Source organism: Listeria cossartiae subsp. cayugensis, assembly GCF_014229095.1.
Classification (GTDB): Bacteria; Bacillota; Bacilli; order Lactobacillales; family Listeriaceae; genus Listeria; species Listeria cayugensis.
In genome coordinates, this window is sequence record NZ_JAARZC010000002.1 from 175,044 (window position 1) to 193,089 (window position 18,046).

Annotated in this window: 13 protein-coding genes, 5 tRNA genes and 1 pseudogene; 12 read left to right on the plus strand and 7 right to left on the minus strand. The window is 37.9% G+C overall.

Annotated elements, in window-relative coordinates; all coding sequences use genetic code 11:
- Positions 1 to 10 precede the first annotated feature (10 nt).
- Positions 11 to 865, plus strand: a complete 855-nt coding sequence (locus HCB49_RS07940; protein ID WP_185604618.1) for a class II fructose-bisphosphate aldolase — start codon at positions 11 to 13, stop codon at positions 863 to 865.
- 16 nt (positions 866 to 881) lie between these two features.
- Complete coding sequence (locus HCB49_RS07945; RefSeq protein WP_185604619.1) at positions 882 to 1,781, plus strand: ketose-bisphosphate aldolase; 900 nt, start codon at positions 882 to 884, stop codon at positions 1,779 to 1,781.
- Positions 1,782 to 1,791: 10 nt separating this feature from the next.
- On the opposite strand, the pseudogene HCB49_RS07950 reads toward HCB49_RS07945, so the two are convergent.
- Positions 1,792 to 2,522, minus strand: a pseudogene (locus tag HCB49_RS07950) (Crp/Fnr family transcriptional regulator).
- A gap of 478 nt (positions 2,523 to 3,000) precedes the next feature.
- Between HCB49_RS07950 and HCB49_RS07955 the strand changes: the two are divergent.
- On the plus strand, positions 3,001 to 3,702 hold the full coding sequence (locus HCB49_RS07955) for a Crp/Fnr family transcriptional regulator (protein WP_185481028.1): 702 nt from the start codon (positions 3,001 to 3,003) through the stop codon (positions 3,700 to 3,702).
- Between the two features lie 117 nt (positions 3,703 to 3,819).
- On the opposite strand, the gene HCB49_RS07960 is transcribed toward HCB49_RS07955, so the two are convergent.
- The 5 genes from HCB49_RS07960 to HCB49_RS07980 form a co-directional block, all read right to left on the minus strand.
- Positions 3,820 to 3,892: transfer RNA gene (locus tag HCB49_RS07960), tRNA-Lys, on the minus strand.
- Positions 3,893 to 3,901: 9 nt separating this feature from the next.
- Positions 3,902 to 3,973, minus strand: a tRNA-Gln gene (locus tag HCB49_RS07965).
- Positions 3,974 to 3,984: 11 nt separating this feature from the next.
- Positions 3,985 to 4,068: transfer RNA gene (locus HCB49_RS07970), tRNA-Tyr, on the minus strand.
- A gap of 9 nt (positions 4,069 to 4,077) precedes the next feature.
- Positions 4,078 to 4,151: transfer RNA gene (locus tag HCB49_RS07975), tRNA-Thr, on the minus strand.
- Between the two features lie 156 nt (positions 4,152 to 4,307).
- Positions 4,308 to 4,379: transfer RNA gene (locus tag HCB49_RS07980), tRNA-Glu, on the minus strand.
- A 334-nt stretch (positions 4,380 to 4,713) separates the two neighbouring features.
- Between HCB49_RS07980 and kimA the strand changes: the two genes are divergently transcribed.
- From kimA to HCB49_RS07995, 3 genes are all read left to right on the plus strand, one after another.
- On the plus strand, positions 4,714 to 6,537 hold the full coding sequence (gene kimA, locus HCB49_RS07985) for a potassium transporter KimA (RefSeq protein WP_185392242.1): 1,824 nt from the start codon (positions 4,714 to 4,716) through the stop codon (positions 6,535 to 6,537).
- A 598-nt stretch (positions 6,538 to 7,135) separates the two neighbouring features.
- Complete coding sequence (locus HCB49_RS07990) at positions 7,136 to 7,372, plus strand: hypothetical protein (protein ID WP_185481027.1); 237 nt, start codon at positions 7,136 to 7,138, stop codon at positions 7,370 to 7,372.
- Positions 7,373 to 7,510: 138 nt separating this feature from the next.
- Positions 7,511 to 8,476 (plus strand): LacI family DNA-binding transcriptional regulator, encoded by a 966-nt coding sequence (locus tag HCB49_RS07995; protein ID WP_185481026.1) that lies wholly within the window; start codon positions 7,511 to 7,513, stop codon positions 8,474 to 8,476.
- 36 nt (positions 8,477 to 8,512) lie between these two features.
- Here the strand turns inward: HCB49_RS07995 and HCB49_RS08000 are convergent, their stop codons facing one another.
- Positions 8,513 to 9,148, minus strand: coding sequence for a CPBP family intramembrane glutamic endopeptidase (locus tag HCB49_RS08000; RefSeq protein WP_185604621.1), 636 nt, complete (start codon positions 9,146 to 9,148; stop codon positions 8,513 to 8,515).
- Positions 9,149 to 9,405: 257 nt separating this feature from the next.
- Between HCB49_RS08000 and HCB49_RS08005 the strand changes: the two genes are divergently transcribed.
- The 6 genes from HCB49_RS08005 to mdxK all read left to right on the plus strand — a co-directional run bounded on the left by HCB49_RS08005 (position 9,406) and on the right by mdxK (position 18,040).
- Positions 9,406 to 11,181, plus strand: coding sequence for a glycoside hydrolase family 13 protein (locus HCB49_RS08005; RefSeq protein ID WP_185604622.1), 1,776 nt, complete (start codon positions 9,406 to 9,408; stop codon positions 11,179 to 11,181).
- A 214-nt stretch (positions 11,182 to 11,395) separates the two neighbouring features.
- Complete coding sequence (locus HCB49_RS08010; protein ID WP_003739497.1) at positions 11,396 to 12,655, plus strand: extracellular solute-binding protein; 1,260 nt, start codon at positions 11,396 to 11,398, stop codon at positions 12,653 to 12,655.
- An 87-nt stretch (positions 12,656 to 12,742) separates the two neighbouring features.
- Positions 12,743 to 14,050, plus strand: coding sequence for a sugar ABC transporter permease (locus HCB49_RS08015; RefSeq protein WP_185392236.1), 1,308 nt, complete (start codon positions 12,743 to 12,745; stop codon positions 14,048 to 14,050).
- Positions 14,051 to 14,902, plus strand: coding sequence for a sugar ABC transporter permease (locus tag HCB49_RS08020; RefSeq protein ID WP_003763416.1), 852 nt, complete (start codon positions 14,051 to 14,053; stop codon positions 14,900 to 14,902).
- A gap of 27 nt (positions 14,903 to 14,929) precedes the next feature.
- On the plus strand, positions 14,930 to 15,763 hold the full coding sequence (locus HCB49_RS08025; RefSeq protein WP_185604623.1) for a DUF1189 domain-containing protein: 834 nt from the start codon (positions 14,930 to 14,932) through the stop codon (positions 15,761 to 15,763).
- A 15-nt stretch (positions 15,764 to 15,778) separates the two neighbouring features.
- Positions 15,779 to 18,040 (plus strand): maltose phosphorylase MdxK, encoded by a 2,262-nt coding sequence (gene mdxK / locus HCB49_RS08030; RefSeq protein WP_185604624.1) that lies wholly within the window; start codon positions 15,779 to 15,781, stop codon positions 18,038 to 18,040.
- The last annotated feature ends 6 nt before the right edge of the window (positions 18,041 to 18,046 follow it).

Consider the following 18,046-nt stretch of genomic DNA (forward strand, 5'->3'; position numbering starts at 1 on the left):
GATAAGGCAAATGTACGTTTCGATGAAAGGAATGTTAGCACGCGCGAACAAGGAGCGTTATGCAGTAATGGCCATTAATTGTTTTAATTTGGAGACAGCGAGGGCGGTTATTGATGCAGCGCAAGAACTTCGGGCACCGATCATCATAGATTTACTTCAAGATCATTTAACAAGTCACCTTGGCAGTCGATTTTTAACGCAGCCGATTATAAAAATGGCAGAAGAAGCAAGTGTGGAAGTAGCGATTAATTTAGACCACGGGCAAGATGTGGCAATAGTGAAGCAATGCTTAGCAGATGGGTTTTCAAGTGTGATGATGGACGCGTCCAGTTATCCATATGAAGAAAATGTTGCAATTACGAAAAAAATGGTCGAGTTTGCGGAGGTTTTTAATGCGAGTGTCGAGGCGGAAGTTGGTAATATTGGCGCGGTGACGGGAGATAATTACACGAATCAAGACATGTATACCAATCCCAAAGTGGCAATTGATTTTGCAAAGCGCACGGGAATTGACGCACTAGCCATTTCCTATGGTTCTTCCCACGGCGATTATCCAGAAGGTTTTACACCGGCTTTTCAATTTGATATTGTCCGAGAAATTAAAGCTGCAACAAATATGCCACTCGTTTTGCACGGCGGGTCTGGTTGTGGGGCAGAAAATATCCGCGAATCCGTTCGACTTGGCATTAACAAAATCAATGTCGGCTCAGACTTTATGAAAGCACAAACCAATAAAATAAAAACGACCTTACAAGAAAACCCAGCGATTAACTATGTCGACCTCATCCATGAAACGATTATGGCTGGCAAAGAAGCTGTGCAGTATTATATTCAACTATCCGGTTCAACCGGAAAATCACTTTAAAAGGAGAAATGAAAATATGTTAGTAAATATGAAGCAATTATTAGAAGTAGCTAAAGAAAATAAATTCGCGGTGGGAGCATTTAATGTTGCAGACAGTAACTTTTTACGCGTAGTAGTAGAAGAAGCCGAAAAAAATAATGCCCCAGCAATTATCGCCGTGCATCCAACAGAATTAGATTTTACAAAAGATGATTTTTTCCAATATGTCCTTGCGAGAATTAAAAATAGCCCAGTTCCATTTGTGCTTCATTTAGATCATGGCGATAATATGGCCGTTGTGATGCGAGCAGTGCGTTGTGGTTTTAGTTCTGTGATGATTGACGGGTCGTTATTACCTTTTGAAGAAAATATTCGAGTGACAAAAGAAGTTGTCGATGTTTGTCACAAGCTGGGCGTTTCGGTTGAGGGCGAGCTTGGGACTATCGGAAAAACGGGGAATAGCATTGAAGGTGGCGTCAGCGAGATTATTTATACAAAACCTGAAGAAGCGGAAGAATATATTAGCCGCACTGGTGTAGATACGCTAGCAGTGGCGATTGGAACAGCTCACGGTATTTATCCGAAAGACAAAGAGCCAAAACTACGCCTGGATATTTTAAAAGAAATACAAGCTTTGGTGAATATCCCGCTCGTGCTTCATGGCGGTTCTGCAAATCCAGATGCTGAAATTGCTGCAGCAGTCGAAATTGGCATTCAAAAAGTGAACATATCGAGCGATTATAAATATGCCTTTTATAAGAAATGCCGTGAAATCCTCAGTACAACAGAGCTTTGGGATGCGAATGCAATTTACCCAGACTGCATTGATGCCGCAAAAGAAGTCGTGAAATATAAAATGGAACTATTTCAATCAATCGGCCAAGTGGAGAAATACCAACAAGCAAAAACACTAGCTTGGCGAAGTGAACTAATTTAACTTCAAAAAACTAAGAGCGCAAATTAGCTCTTAGTTTTTTTGTATCTTTATAAGCGGGACATCTGTCTCAATTAATCGTCGAAGCTTCTGGACATCGTTAATGCGCCAGGGCTTTTTTTGTGATTCCAAAATTCCTTCTTCACGTAAATGTCCTAGCACTTTAGACGTGTAACTCTTAGAAGTATTAGCATGATCCGCAAGTATTTGATAGGTTAAAAATTCTGGAAGTTCTACTACTTTTTCAGAGATACGCAAACCAAACTCAATCAGCGCGTTTAAAGAATAATAAATACTTTCCCGAGAAGTCAGTTTCTCTTGATAAGCGATAGTATAAAATCTTCTCCTTGTTTCCGCTAACTGATGAAGCATAAGATAATTTCGTGGATCTTCAAACGTTATCATATTTTTAAAGAAACCAATATCAATTTTCCACCACACGACATCTGTGAGAGCAACCATCAACGTGTGCTGAGGGATATCTTCCGTATAAACAGGCAAATAAGGAAACGTGCCTTTGGATAAGATATAAGAAAAATCATGCGGTTTGTTTTCATCAAATATTAGTTTCATAAAACCTTCTTCTATTATATAGATGTGTTTTCGTTGGTTAGTGGATGCGATAATCGTTTTTTGTGGGAGCCGTTCTTGTATACAGTGTTTATTGAAGCTCGGATTTTTCTTAAGTAGTATAAGCACATTATTTAACGAAGCAAATTGATCTAACGTTTCTTTTAAATACATACCGATTCCCCCTATGCCCTTTGATTCCCGCAATCTTAGAGCATAAAACTTATTCTTCCAGCAGAACATTTTTGCAAAAATAGAAGCGAAGAAGAACAAAATCAAGAATTAGAAACTTTCACAAATAGTACAAAATATCGTCATAATCACTAGAAAGGAGAAGTTTTGCTTTAAAAAAGGTATTAAGGAAGGTACTATTTTCACTTAAATAGTGTGTGGAAAAATTTTAATGAAAAGTTGGAGAAAGGTGGCTCAGCTTATAATAGAAGTATCAAAAGAAACTTACACAATAATTTATAATGTGAGTAAAATTCAATTGTGACAAAAAAGTCAAAAATAGCTGGGTAAAGTAGGAAGTTTTGTTTTTTTGTTGGGTTCCTTTTAAAAGTGTTTGGTAGTATCATCACTTGTAAGAAGCCACTCATCGCATTATAAAACTATTTGCTAATAACACAAAATAGAAATGAGATGACAATAAATGCAATCCGTATTTGAAGATTTGTATAGTAAAAAAATTTTGGAAGAAGAATTTGGTTATGCTAGCTTCTTGCAAACTTTAATCGATAACAAAATCCTTTATAAAAAAATAAAGATGCCGACCAACATGATTTTACTAACTGAAGATACGATAAATACCAAGGTTTATTTTATTGAAAAAGGGATTGTTTCATTAGAGAAGAACAAAAATGTAATAAGTTTTTTAGGTTCAGACCAAATTGTTGGATTAAATGATTATTTCATGGCCGAAGCAGATGTATATACGGCTAGAGTTATCGAAACAATTACAGCATATGAATTTGATAAAGAAGATATAATTTGCTCGATTATTGGGATGCAAGAGGGGTGGCTCTATTTATATCTTAATAATCGAAATCACGAAAATGTACTAATCGAAAAATGCAATCTAATGCGTGGTAATGGGGAAAGTCGCTTGAAAGAGTCTTTAGAACAACTCGGAAACTTTTTTGGTGTTGAAAAAGAAGGGATGCTTCGTATTCCAAAATGTTTCACACGAAAAATTATCGCTAACTATTCTAACCTATCCGTACGTTCAGTCACACACCTTTGCAGAAAGCTGATAGAATCAGGATTTTTAGCAGAAAATTCGAAGTCTTTTGTTTTGTTGAACAGATATGAAAGTCCGTGTGGAAGAATAAAGTCTACCGCAACAGCCCCATAGTCATACTTAGAAAAAAGATAAACTATTTAGTAAAATGGTTTATTTTTTGCTTTATAAAGGCGAAAAGTAGACATTAAAAAAACAAGCAAAGTAATTACTTTGCTTGTTCATTAAAGATGAGCCGTGCTGGGTTCGAACCAGCGACCCTCTGATTAAAAGTCAGATGCTCTACCAACTGAGCTAACGGCTCTAAATATGACTGGGCTAGCTGGATTCGAACCAGCGCATGACGGAATCAAAATCCGTTGCCTTACCGCTTGGCTATAGCCCAATAATAGAAAATGGTGGAGGGGAGTGGATTCGAACCACCGAACCCGAAGGAGCGGATTTACAGTCCGCCGCGTTTAGCCACTTCGCTACCCCTCCGCTATAAAATGCCGACTGCAGGAATTGAACCCGCAACCTACTGATTACGATTCAGTTGCTCTACCAGATTGAGCTAAGTCGGCTAAGAATTGCTCTCACTGCTGGCACATCGAAATCTAATGCATAATTAATTCTTTAAAACAGATACTAGTACATGATATAACATTTTGAATCATTTTACCAGCTTTTTTTTGAAAAAAATGAAAAATATTTTTTAAACTGCTTTTTTTGATTAAAAGTGACCCGTACGGGATTCGAACCCGTGTTACCGCCGTGAAAGGGCGGTGTCTTAACCGCTTGACCAACGGGCCATATGTATAAAAGTTTTTTACCGCTAGAAACTATTATATAAAAAAAGGTTATCATTTGTAAATACCCAAATTAAATTCTTTTTTTTCTGAAAATATAGCTAAGAAAAACGGGTTATTTATCTTATTAATGGGTATGTATATTGAAAGACGTATGAAATAAATTTTTAGTTGGAAAAGTTGCGAAAACAAGCATTATGAACAATTATTCACTCAGAAAATAATTAGGTGACTAAAATAATTTAATTTAGTATTACAATCTAAAATCAGCTGTGCTATAATGTGTCTGGTCATCTTGGAGTTAGCTAAAAATCAAATAAAAAAGGTAGGGAATACAATGGCTTCGCCGCTAAAAAGACTATTAATCGGCCGCCCTCTGAAAACATCAGAAGCTGGAGACCAAAAACTGGGGAAATTAAAAGCTTTAGCAGTTCTGTCATCAGATGCACTTTCTTCTATTGCGTATGGTACAGAACAAATCTTATTGGTACTCGTGACTGTTAGTGCTGCCGCAATGTGGTATTCATTACCAATCGCGCTCTGCGTACTTGTTCTTTTGTTTGCTCTTAATCTATCGTACAAACAAATTATTTACTCTTATCCACATGGTGGTGGAGCGTATATTGTTTCGAGAGAGAATTTAGGGAATAATGCTGGGTTAATCGCAGGTGGATCCTTGCTAGTAGATTACATGCTTACGGTTGCTGTAAGTGTATCGTCTGGAACAGATGCCATTGTTTCTGCAGTCCCATCGTTATATCCGTTCGCAGTGCCTATAGCTGTACTACTTGTTGTCGGGGTAACAATTATCAACCTTAGAGGGATTACTGAATCAGCTAGTTTGCTCGCAATACCAGTATATTTATTTGTTTTTTCTATTATTGCTCTTATTTTTACAGGTTTATTTAAAGTTTTAACTGGTATGGATGCAAGTCATGAAACTGCTGCAGTGGGAACACATGTACAAGGCGTTACGATTTTCCTTTTACTAAGAGCATTTGCATCAGGTTCTGCTTCTTTGACTGGTATTGAGGCTATTTCAAACGCAGTTCCATTATTTAAAGAACCACGACCAAAAAACGCAGCTAAAACATTAACACTAATGGCAGGATTGTTAGGTTTCTTCTTTGTAGGAATAACGGTACTTGCTTTTGTTTATGGAACGGTACCTGAATTAAAAGTAACTGTATTATCTCAAATTGCCGAAAATGTATTTGGTAGAAACTTCATGTTTTATTTTATTCAAGCTACAACAGCACTTATTTTGGTTTTAGCAGCTAACACCGGATTCTCGGCATTCCCAATGTTAGCATTTAACTTGGCGAAAGATAAATTTATGCCAAGAATGTATTTAGCTAGAGGAGATCGACTAGGTTACTCAAATGGTATTATTACCTTAGCAATCGGCTCTATCTTACTAATTATTCTATTTAAAGGGAAAACAGAACTACTTATTCCGCTATATTCTGTCGGGGTATTTATACCATTCACACTGTCGCAAACAGGAATGATTGTAAAATGGTGGAAACAGCGTCCAAAAGGATGGAAAAAGGCATTATCCGCTAATTTACTTGGTGCCTCGATTTCATTCACGGTTCTGTTAGTATTATTTTTAACGAGAATTGAATCTGTATGGCCGGTATTTATCTTTATGCCAATTATGATTTATGTGTTCCACCGGACAAGACATCATTACCGGAAAGTAGGTCCACAACTTAGAATTGACGAAACAATGGACTTGCCTGATTTTAAAGGAAATGCCGTCATTATTTGTGTGTCTGATACCACCAAGGTTGTAGAAGGCGCATTGCAATATGCTAAGTCTATTGGTGATACGGTCATTGCTGTTCACATTTCTATTGATAAAAAGCAGGAAAAAGAATTTGTTGAGAGATGGAATAGGGTTCACCCGGAAGTGCGTATGGCTAATCTGTTCTCTCCGTATCGATCTATTTCAGATCCATTAATGAAATTTATTGACACGGCTAAGCAAAAAGCAGACCAAGACAATTACTCACTAACGGTATTAATACCGCAATTTATCCCTAGAAAAGGTTGGCAAAATGTCCTTCATAACCAAACAAGTCTATTGATTCGCACTAGACTTCTAATGAAAAGGGATGTCGTAGTGTCAACATATCCTTATCATTTAAAAGAATAACAAGAGAAAAAACGGAAGAGACCTTCGGGGGAAGAGGGGGGAGCTCTTCCGTTTTTATAATGGAACAATGTAAGCATAACCGGTGTTTAATTATTTGTAAAAAGCCGAAATTGCGTTTTTGAAGTTAGTTTTCAGTAGAAAACATGATTTTCACCTAAGCAAAAACCGTATTTTGAACCTGAGAAAAACCTCTAAAATCAATTTTTCTGAGTGAATAGAGTTTTTTGCATAAATCAAAAATTATTTTTACATCCTACAACAAGAGCACCGCGTTTTGTATATGCTATAAATAATTAAGCAATTAACTCAGAGCATAACGACATAAACAGTAATACTTATCTAATAAAATGAATAAATATAAGTTTACCTAAAAATAAGCAAAAGGACTTAATTAATGTTACAAAGTGGTAACAAATTTTTCTTTTTGATGAATTCATACTGAGTGGATTTAGCTCCTCTTTGGAAAGCGCTGTATAGAGCCATTCATCATTTTTAGCGCACAGTTTTAAAATCCGCCCAAGCCTTGAAAAAAGCCAGTTTTCGCGTTATAATTTCAGTAGTTGATGGGAGTTATTATTTTGGTAAAGGGGCGCTTTGAATGCAGGAGCAGGACATTAGGTATTATGTACTACCTACTATTATTGTTTTTATATTAGGAATTGCTGCTATGAATGCATCTAGTTTTCCATTTATTAGTTTTCTAACAACTACGCTCGTTGCTGTTGTCATTGGAATTATCATTGGCGGGATTCATCAGTTAAGCAGAGTGATTATCAAAGCTTATCAACAAACGAAGGAACGTAGAGTCTCTCAAAAAAAGTGGCAAACACTATAAAATGACTCATTACATAATCATAATAAACCAAGCATTTTCGGACTTTTCGAGAGAATGCTTTTTTTGTGGGTTAATTCTTATTTTTTTTTGCGTAAAAGATGGTACAATAAGAAAGATTATGAATGGAGGAGGTTGGAGATGGCGACTTTAGCAGATGTTGCGAAACGGGCAAATGTCTCCAAAATGACAGTTTCACGGGTTATTAATCATCCAGATCAAGTCTCAGATGAACTGAAAATGCTTGTTTATAGTGCAATGGAAGCCTTAGAGTATGTACCAAATTATGCTGCCAGGGCGCTTGTTCAAAATAGGACACAAGTCATAAAGTTTTTGATTTTAGAAGAAATTGATACAGTTGAACCATATTACATGAACTTACTAACAGGCATTAGTCGGGAGTTAGATAAGTACTATTATTCGTTGCAACTCGTTACACAAAGGTCCAGAAATATCGGAGCTTATGACGGGCTTATTGTTACGGGAATACGCGACAAAGATTATGATTTAGGACTTTTAGATATTGATAAACCAGTTATTTTTTATGGTGAAAATAAACGTGGCTATGATTCTATCGATGTAGATAATAAAAAAGGGACCGCACTCGCAACAGAGCATATGGTTGAAATCGGTTTTTCGCGAATCGTCTTTTTAGGAATTGATTTATTAGATGAACAGTTTATGAAATCGCGCTTAGAAGGTTACGAAGAAGTAGTGAAAAAACAGGGTTTGGAGCCGGAAAGCTATTTTATTGCGAATAGTTCTAGTGTCGCAGAAGAAAAAGCATTTGAATTACTACGATATAACTCAGAAAAAATTGCAATTGTTTGCGCATCAGATCGAATTGCCATTGGTGTCGTTCGAGCGGCCGCTGCATTTGGTCGCCGTTTTGGTGAAAACATTGCTGTAACAGGGTTTGATGGTGTTTTCTTAGATAGAATTTCATCGCCTAAAATTACTACTGTTCGTTCTCCGGTCGTCGAAATGGGGGAAGAACTCGCAAAAATGTTACTTGCGAAAATTAATGATCATGGAAAACCTCAAGGAAACCTATTATTTACTCCGGAATTACTGATACGAGCCTCTACAACTGGAAAAGAAGAGTAATAAAAACGCTAGGAATCTGTATTCCTAGCGTCTTTTTTATTTGAGTAAAATCGGTAAAAATGCAATAAAATCAAAGATGAAGTGAACGATAAAAGTGACCCAAATCGAGTTTGTTTTCTTAAATAAGTAGTTCAAAATGAGTCTAGCTGGTGCTAACGTAATGATACATTGTAGGAAATTAAAATCATAGGAAGTCAGATGCCACGTTGCAAAAAGTAACGCGCAAAGCAAGGACGCTTGCCAGAATTTCCAGTTCCATTTTTTCCAAGCGGCGTAGAGTAAACTAATAGATAGTAATTCTTCGCCGAGTAGCATAAACGGAATACTTGTAAAGACGTAAGACCATGTAAGAACACTGTTGATACCATTTTCAGTAGTACTACCTGCGAAGTAAGCCCAGGCAATGTTGAAAATAGAGCTGATAATGATTAATGCGGGAGCACCAATGATTATCCATTTGAAACTAAAATGTTTAAACCAATCGAGGAATTCAGCTTTCAGTATGATAAAAGCGATAACCCCCATACATAGGGCATTAAAAAAAGCACCTATAAATTCTAACACTCCAATATTGGAAATGATGTGTGGCAAAAGAAGAAAAAGAACACCAATAATGATTGCGCTGGAAAATAACCAATACCCTTGTTTTTTTAAGCTTAAAGTATTTTCCATTTTATCCTCCTTTTAGACCAGTTTTAAGAGCATTTCAGTAGTCCATGAGTTATTATAGCTCTTTACTTTAAATCAGTAAAGTTACTTATTTGTCACTTTAAAGGAGGAGGGAGAATTGGTTTTCTTCTATAGTATGTTGAAAGAATGTTAAATAGTTCGGAAATCTTGTTACCGTTAACGAGCGAGAAAAGGTTGCAAACGCTTTAATGGAAATGCTAATTTGAAATAGAACGAAAAGTGATATAGGAGGAGAAAAAATGGAAAAAGCAGGGATTTATCATCAACCAGCGAGTAGCTATGCTTATAGTTATGACGCGAAAACACTACATATTCGGATTAGAACGAAACGCTTGGATATTAGCGAGGTTACTCTAATTGCGGCCGACCCTTACTTATGGAACGATGGAAAATGGCAAAGTGAAGCTTATTCAATGCGCAAAATTGCCGAAACAGAAGAGCATGATTATTGGTTTTTTGCAATTACGCCAGAGCACAGACGTCTTCAATATGGCTTTTTGTTAACGGATACAGAAGGAGAAACGACCTTTTATGGTGGACGTGGCTTTTTTGAACCGACTGAAGCAAATTTAGCTACGATGGATTATTATTTTAAATTTCCTTTTATACATGCTGTGGATACTTTCGAAGCGCCTGAATGGGTTGGGAAAACGATTTGGTATCAAATTTTCCCAGAACGTTTTGCGAATGGCAATCCGGCAATTTCTCCGGAAAATGCGTTGCCATGGGGAAGTAAAGATCCGAGCACGACAGACTTTTTCGGTGGCGATATTAAAGGAATTATCGAGCATTTAGATTATTTAGTAGAGCTTGGTATTAACGGGATTTATTTGACGCCTGTGTTTGAGGCACCGACCAATCATAAATACGATACAGTTGATTATAAAAAAATTGATCCGCATTTTGGTGATAAAGAGACTTTTAGAAAATTGGTTCAAGAAGCGCATAAACGTGGCATTCGGATTATGCTAGATGCGGTATTTAACCACATTGGTGATACTTCCGCTGAGTGGCAAGATGTTGTTTTAAACGAAGAAAAATCAGTGTATCGCGATTGGTTCCATATTCACAGTTTCCCTGTCCGTCAAAATGAAAATGGCAATATCGAAGGTGAACCAACGCTTTCTTATGATACGTTTGCGTTCACGACACATATGCCGAAATTAAATACAGCTAACCCAGAAGTTCAAAAGTATCTTCTTGATATTGCAACTTACTGGATTCGCGAATTTGATATTGACGGCTGGCGCTTAGATGTTGCTAATGAAGTCGATCATGCGTTTTGGAAAGAATTCAAAAAAGCAGTCCAAGCGGAAAAAGAAGATATTTATATTCTTGGTGAAATTTGGCATGATTCTTGGATTTGGTTGCTCGGCGATGAATTCCATGCAGTGATGAACTATCCATTTACGCAAACCATTATCGAGAACTTTATTGAAGAAAAAATCACGCCAGAGCAAATGGTTTCGGGCATTAATGAACAATACATGCGCTATCCAAATCAAGTGAATGAAGTGATGTTCAATATGCTAGATAGCCATGATACGGCGCGGATTTTAACACGTGCTAATAATGACGAAGATAAAGTGAAGCAGGCGCTTGCTTTCATGTTCGCGCACACTGGTTCGCCGTGTATTTATTACGGCACAGAAATCGGTATGGATGGCGGAAATGACCCTGGTTGCCGTAAGTGCATGGAGTGGGATGAAGCAAAACAAAATCAAGCTATGCTAGCATTTACGAAACAACTGATTGCGCTTCGAAAAGACAACCAAGCAATCATCACATCCGGTGAATTAACTTGGCTAGGCGCAAGTAGTGAAACAGGCATTACCGCATTTACAAAAGAACTGAATGGCGAAAAACTGCATTTCCTTTTCAATCAAGCCAATGAAGAGAAAGATTTCACAATATCATTTAAAAACGCAGCAACTGATATTTGGAACAATCAAGCTGTATCAGATAATCTTGTCATCCCAGCAAAAGGATTTCTTGTTATTAAAGAAAACAGTTAAATCAACAGCGTAAAGGGATTTTTCACATGTTTACTAGAAAAATGTTGTTATCGGTAACATGTGAAATCTCCTTGTAAACGCTTTCGAAATCAGCATATAATAAATGCATAGGTTAACCTAATTCACAAACTTTAAAAAAGAATTGAAAAAAGAAAGGGACTTATAAAATCAGACAGTAAAGAGCGACTTTTTTCATAAAGAGGAGGAAAAGTAAATGAAGCGTTTCAAAAAAGTGGGAATAGTTTCGGCGGTTTTAGTAATGGCTTTAAGCTTGGCAGCATGTGGTGGCGGAAAAGATACTAGCAAATCGGGCTCATCTGATGAAAAGACATTAACGGTTTCTGTTGACGCAGGTTACAAAGACTACGTGAACAAAATAAAAGGTGATTTTGAAAAAGACAATGACGTAAAAGTAAAAGTTGTCGAAAAAGACATGTTTGAAACATTAGAAGCACTGCCACTTGACGGACCAGCTGGAACTGCTCCAGACGTAATGATGTCCGCATTTGATAGAATCGGAAGCCTAGGTCAACAAGGACATTTGGCGGAAGTGAAACTTGGAAATAAAGACGATTACGATGAAAAAGACCAAAAACAAGTAACGATTGATGATAAAATTTATGGCGCTCCAGCAATTATTGAAACATTAGTTCTTTACTACAATAAAGATTTACTCGACAAAGCTCCAGCAACTTTCAAAGATTTAGAAACACTTTCCAAAGATTCTCGTTTTGCCTTTACTTCTGAAAAAGGAAAAAATACTGGTTTCTTAGCAAAATGGACTGATTTCTACTTCTCTTACGGACTTCTTGCAGGATACGGCGGTTATGTATTCGGCGATGAAGGCACAAATCCAAAAGACATCGGTTTAAACAATAAAGGTTCGGTTGAAGGAATTACTTATGCAACAAAATGGTTCCAAGATGTATGGCCAAAAGGTATGCAAGATAATAAGAGTGCGGATGACTTTATCCAAGATCAATTTGTTAAAGGTAAAGCAGCAGCTATTCTAGGCGGTCCTTGGTCAGCAGCAAACTACAAAGAAGCAAAAATTAATTACGGTGTAGCAAAAATCCCAACACTTGATAATGGCAAAGAGTATTCTCCATTTGCAGGCGGTAAAGGTTGGGTTGTAAGTAACTATTCTAAAAACAAAGATGTAGCTCAAAAATGGTTGGATTATGTGACTAACCAAAAAAATCAAGAAACTTTATATGATATGACAAATGAAGTACCAGCTAACTTAAAAGCACGCGATACAGCAAAATCGAAAAATGACGAATTAACAAATGCCGTTATCGAACAATACAAAAATGCACAACCAATGCCAAATATTCCTGAAATGTCGGAAGTTTGGACTGGCGCTGAAAACTTAATGTTTGATGCAGCTTCTGGTTCGAAAACACCGCAACAATCAGCAGATGATGCAGTAAAAGTAATTGAAGACAATGTAACGCAAAAATATACTAAATAATTATGAGTTGGCGGGGCAAAGATAGCGCGCTCCGCCAATTTTTTCAACTTAGCTAGTGAATCTATATCTAGAATTGAGGGTAACAAAATGAAACTAGAACAAAAACAAATTAAAAATGTTCGTCAAGCGACTTTGTTATCAATCATTCCAGGACTTGGTCAATTTTATAATAAGCAAAATTTTAAAGGGATTGTCTTTTTCGCACTATTTGCTTTGTTTATCATAGAATTTTTTGCAGTTGGGCTGAATGCACTTATTGGCCTCGTGACACTTGGATCTGTGCCAGGTGTGGACCATTCCTTATTCTTAATGATTGAGGGTACTTTACAATTAATTGTGACATTACTATTTATAGGCTTCTGGTTTATAAATATTTTCGATGCAAGACGCGTGGCGATGCAGTGGAACCTTGGTGAAACTGTGAATCGTTCCGCAATTGCTATTATAAAAAATATGCTCGACAAAGGCTTCCCGTACTTACTTACACTACCCGCTTACCTAGTGATGACTTTTGTTATTATTTTCCCTGTTCTTGTAACACTTTTCATGGCATTTACGAACTATGATTTTTACCATATTCCGCCAGCGAACTTGATTGACTGGGTTGGATTTAAGAACTTCTTTAATATTTTCTTCCTAAGTTCGTATCGCGACACGTTCTTGAGTGTATTTTCGTGGACGCTCGTTTGGACGATTTGTGCGACTTCTTTACAAATTGTTGTTGGGGTATTCACAGCGATTGTTGCGAACCAAAGCTTTATTAAAGGGAAACGTCTTTTTGGGGTTGTTTTCTTACTTCCTTGGGCGGTACCAGCTTTTATTACAATTATGAGTTTTTCAAATATGTTCAACGATAGTATCGGGGCGATTAACTCGCAAGTCATTCCACTTCTAAATCATCTTCCATTCGTTGATATTAATGCGATTGCTTGGAAAACAGATCCTTTCTGGACAAAAGTGGCACTTATTGGTATCCAAGGTTGGCTTGGGTTCCCGTATATTTACGTTATGGTAACAGGGGTGCTTCAAGCGATTCCTGGTGAGCTTTACGAAGCAGCTAGAATTGATGGAGCAAGCGCGATTCAACGGTTCCGCAAAATTACGCTACCGATGATTTTATTTGTAACAGCACCGGTATTTATTACGCAATATACATTTAACTTCAATAACTTTTCGATAATCTACTTATTCAATGAAGGTGGTCCCGGAAGTGTCGGAGCAGGCGCAGGATCAACCGATATCTTAATTTCATGGATTTACAAATTAACAACAGGTACTTCGCCACAATACGCTGTAGCTGCTGCTGTGACGCTTCTTATCTCCATTATCGTTATCACTGTTTCGATGATTGCCTTTAAGAAGACGAATGCCTTTGGGAACGAGGAGATGATGTAAATGAGAGACTTTATGAAAGATCAACGGACAACAAAGTTTTTAACACAGTTTTTCACGTATTTATTTTTAACCGTGCTTACGATTATTATTTTGTATCCGATTCTAATAACTGCATCTTCGGCCTTCAAACCAGGCAATATCGCGGCATTTACGCTTGAGTGGTCGGATAGCTGGACGCTGAATAACTTTACAAGATTATTTAATGAAACATTATATCTCGATTGGTACAAAAATACGCTAATTATCGCAGTTGTAACAATGATTATGCAAGTAACGATTGTGACGCTAGCCGGTTATACATACAGCCGTTACCGTTTCAAAGGTCGTAAAAATAGCTTGGTGTTCTTCTTGATTATTCAAATGGTACCAACAATGGCGGCACTAACAGCTTTCTACGTGTTAGCAATGCTACTAGGCGCATTGGACCAATATTGGTTCTTAACACTGATTTACATCGGTGGCGGAATTCCAATGAACACATGGCTGATGAAAGGATACTTTGATACCGTGCCACGCGATCTGGATGAATCCGCTAAACTAGACGGCGCAGGGCATTTCCGAATTTTCGCCCAAATCATCTTGCCGCTAGTAAGACCGATGATTGCCGTTCAAGCGTTATGGGCATTCATGGGACCATTTGGCGATTTCCTACTTGCAAAATTCTTACTAAGAACGCCAGAAAACTTAACAATCGCGGTAGGACTTCAAACGTTCATCGCCAACCCACAACAACAAAAAGTAGCCTTATTCGCAGCGGGCGCAATCTTAGCCGCGCTACCAATTTGTTTGCTATTCTTCTTCTTACAAAAGAACTTTGTTTCCGGCCTAACTGCTGGTGGAACAAAAGGATAATTGATTTTTAAAAAGGCTGTGATATCAATGAAAAAAGTTCCGTTTATCATTCAATATGTAAAAAGTACGCTCGGTCCAACGGCAATTTTCGAAGGGCGGAAAGTACTGAAATTCTGGCAAATGGTCATCGTGTTTATTTTCTTAAATGCGTTGCTGTTATTACCTGTATCCGCTCATTTTGCCAACCAGTCGAGCTTTGATTTACCGAGTTTAATGCCGAAAATGGCGACGCTTGGCACGGATCAATTGGCGGCCGAGGTTGGTGGACTGACACTTGAAAATGGCGAACTAACCGATAAAAATGCGCATATCGTCGAAAAATCAGCGAATGGTGTTGCTGGAGTGAATTTAACGAAAAGAGAACTTGCTGGAGCGAAGAACGTGATTAACATCAAAGACCGAGAAATGACGCTAACAGATGCGAGTGGATATGATTTTGAAGTAAGCTATCCAAAAAACGCGACTTTAAGCGAAATTACATCCGGAGAATCGCTCGTTGATTGGATTTCGGCGCAGTGGTACTTAGAAAACCAAGCGTTTGTTTTCTTATCGATGGTGCTAATGATTGGCTCGATTATTTTCGTTAGCTCTCTTATGTTAGCTGTATTCACGACACTTTTCATTTGGATGACAAAACGGAGCAGTTTTTCAAGCATTGCTTCTTTTAAAGAATCATTAAATTTAACGCTAAATGCACTGGGAATTCCAGTGGTTGCGGCTTGTATTATCGGCTTTATCTACTTTGATATTACCGTTATTATGGCTGTTCAGTCGCTCGGAATGGTGTTAATGATAGCATGGACATTTTTGAAAACAAGATTTTATAAGACTAGTGAAAAAAGTATGGCTGCTAGTCGCTAATTAGGAGGTTTTAGTATGGCACAGAAGCAATTATTTGAAATCGAACCATGGACATTACGGACAACCAAACTAGATAAAGAAAATAAACGTTTGCAAGAAAGCCTAACTTCACTCGGTAATGGATACATGGGGATGCGCGGGAATTTTGAAGAAGGATACTCGGGCGATGGCCATATTGGAACTTATTATGCAGGCGTATGGTTTCCCGATAAAACACGCGTTGGTTGGTGGAAAAACGGCTATCCAGATTATTTTGGGAAAGTCATTAACGGCCTTAATTTTATCGGAATTGAAGTACGTCTTGACGGTGAAAAACTCGATTTATTTGTAGATGAAATAAGCAATTTTGAACTTGTTTTAGATATGGAAAAAGGCGTTTTAAGACGCAAATTCACGGTCGTTAAAAATAGTAAAACGTTCCAGATTTCAGCGGAACGTTTCCTAAGTATTGCAACGAAAGAACTGGCGGTTATTCGCTACCACGTGCAATCTGAAAGCCCAGCAAAAGTGGAATTAACATCTACTTTAAATGGTAACGTCCAAAATGAAGATGCCAACTATGAAGAAATGTTCTGGCAAGAAGTCGAAAAAGCTTCATCAGCAAGTCGCGGCTCACTTGTAACTAAAACAATCCCAAATAACTTTGGTACACCACGCTTCACCGTTTCAGCAGTAATGAAAAATAAGACCAATACGGCAAATGAAACAAACCAAACAAAAGCCCTTTACGCTGAAAATCACTACCAATTCGACATACAAGCAAATGAAGTGGCACAAATTGAAAAGCGCGTAGTCATCACGACTTCTCGTGATTTTGAAGAAGCAGAAATTTTGCCAGCGGGAGAAGCGATTTTAAATAGTTTAGAAACATTGTCTTACGAAGAGTTACTGGCCGCCCATGTCGCAGGATGGCGCGAACGCTGGGATAAAGCCGATGTCGAAATTGCGGGAGACGATTCCGCGCAACAAGGCATCCGTTTTAATATTTTCCAATTATTTGCGACTTATTACGGCGAAGATGCTAGATTAAACATTGGTCCTAAAGGCTTCACTGGTGAAAAATATGGTGGCGCAACCTATTGGGATACCGAAGCATTCGCGCTTCCAATGTATTTATCGCTGACTGACAAATCTGTGAGCCACAACTTGCTGAAATATCGTCATGATCAATTAGACGGTGCCAAAATCAACGCACAGAAAATCGGCTTAGGAGGCGCACTTTACCCAATGGTCACTTTTACCGGAGTCGAGTGCCATAATGAATGGGAAATTACTTTTGAAGAAATCCACCGCAATGGCGCGATTGCCTATGCGATTTACAACTATACTAACTACACTGGCGATGATTCGTATTTAAAAACAGATGGTATCGAAGTATTAACCGAAATCACTCGTTTTTGGGCCGACCGCGTGCATTTATCCGATCGATTAGATAAATACATGATTCACGGTGTCACTGGGCCAAACGAATACGATAATAACGTCAGCAATAACTGGTATACAAACTATATCGCAGCTTGGACAATTCGATATACGCTGGAAAACTTGGACGCAGAAGCGAAAAAACGTCTAGGCGTGACCGAGTATGAAGTCGCTAAATGGGAAGACATCGAACACAGAATGTATTATCCTTTTGACGAAAAATGGCAGATTTTTGTACAACACGATACCTTTTTAGATAAAGAATTACGTTCGACCGATACATTAAAAGCAGAAGATATGCCAATCAATCAAAACTGGTCTTGGGACAAAATTTTACGTTCTTGCTTCATTAAACAAGCCGATGTACTGCAAGGTTTATATTTGTTCTATGATGACTTTGACTTTGATACAAAACAACGCAACTTCGAATTCTATGAGCCATTAACGGTACATGAATCTAGTTTATCGCCAGCTGTGCATGCGGTGTTAGCAGCGGAACTTGGTAAGTATGATAAAGCAGTAGAACTGTATCAGCGGACCGCGCGACTGGATCTTGATAATATTAACAACGACACAGAGGATGGCTTGCACATTACCTCCATGGCCGGAAGCTGGTTATCGATAGTCCAAGGTTTCGCTGGGATGCGAGTAACAGCCGGCGAGTTAAGCTTTGCACCATTTTTACCAACAGGCTGGGATAATTATCGTTTCAAAATTAACTTCCGTGATCGCTTATTAGAAGTAAAAGTGGAAGTCGGAGAAGTGACAGTGAAATTATGCCACGGAGAGCCAATTGATTTAGAAATGTATAAGAAAAAATATTTGCTGGAAACGGCTGTAACAGTAGAAATGTAACGATAA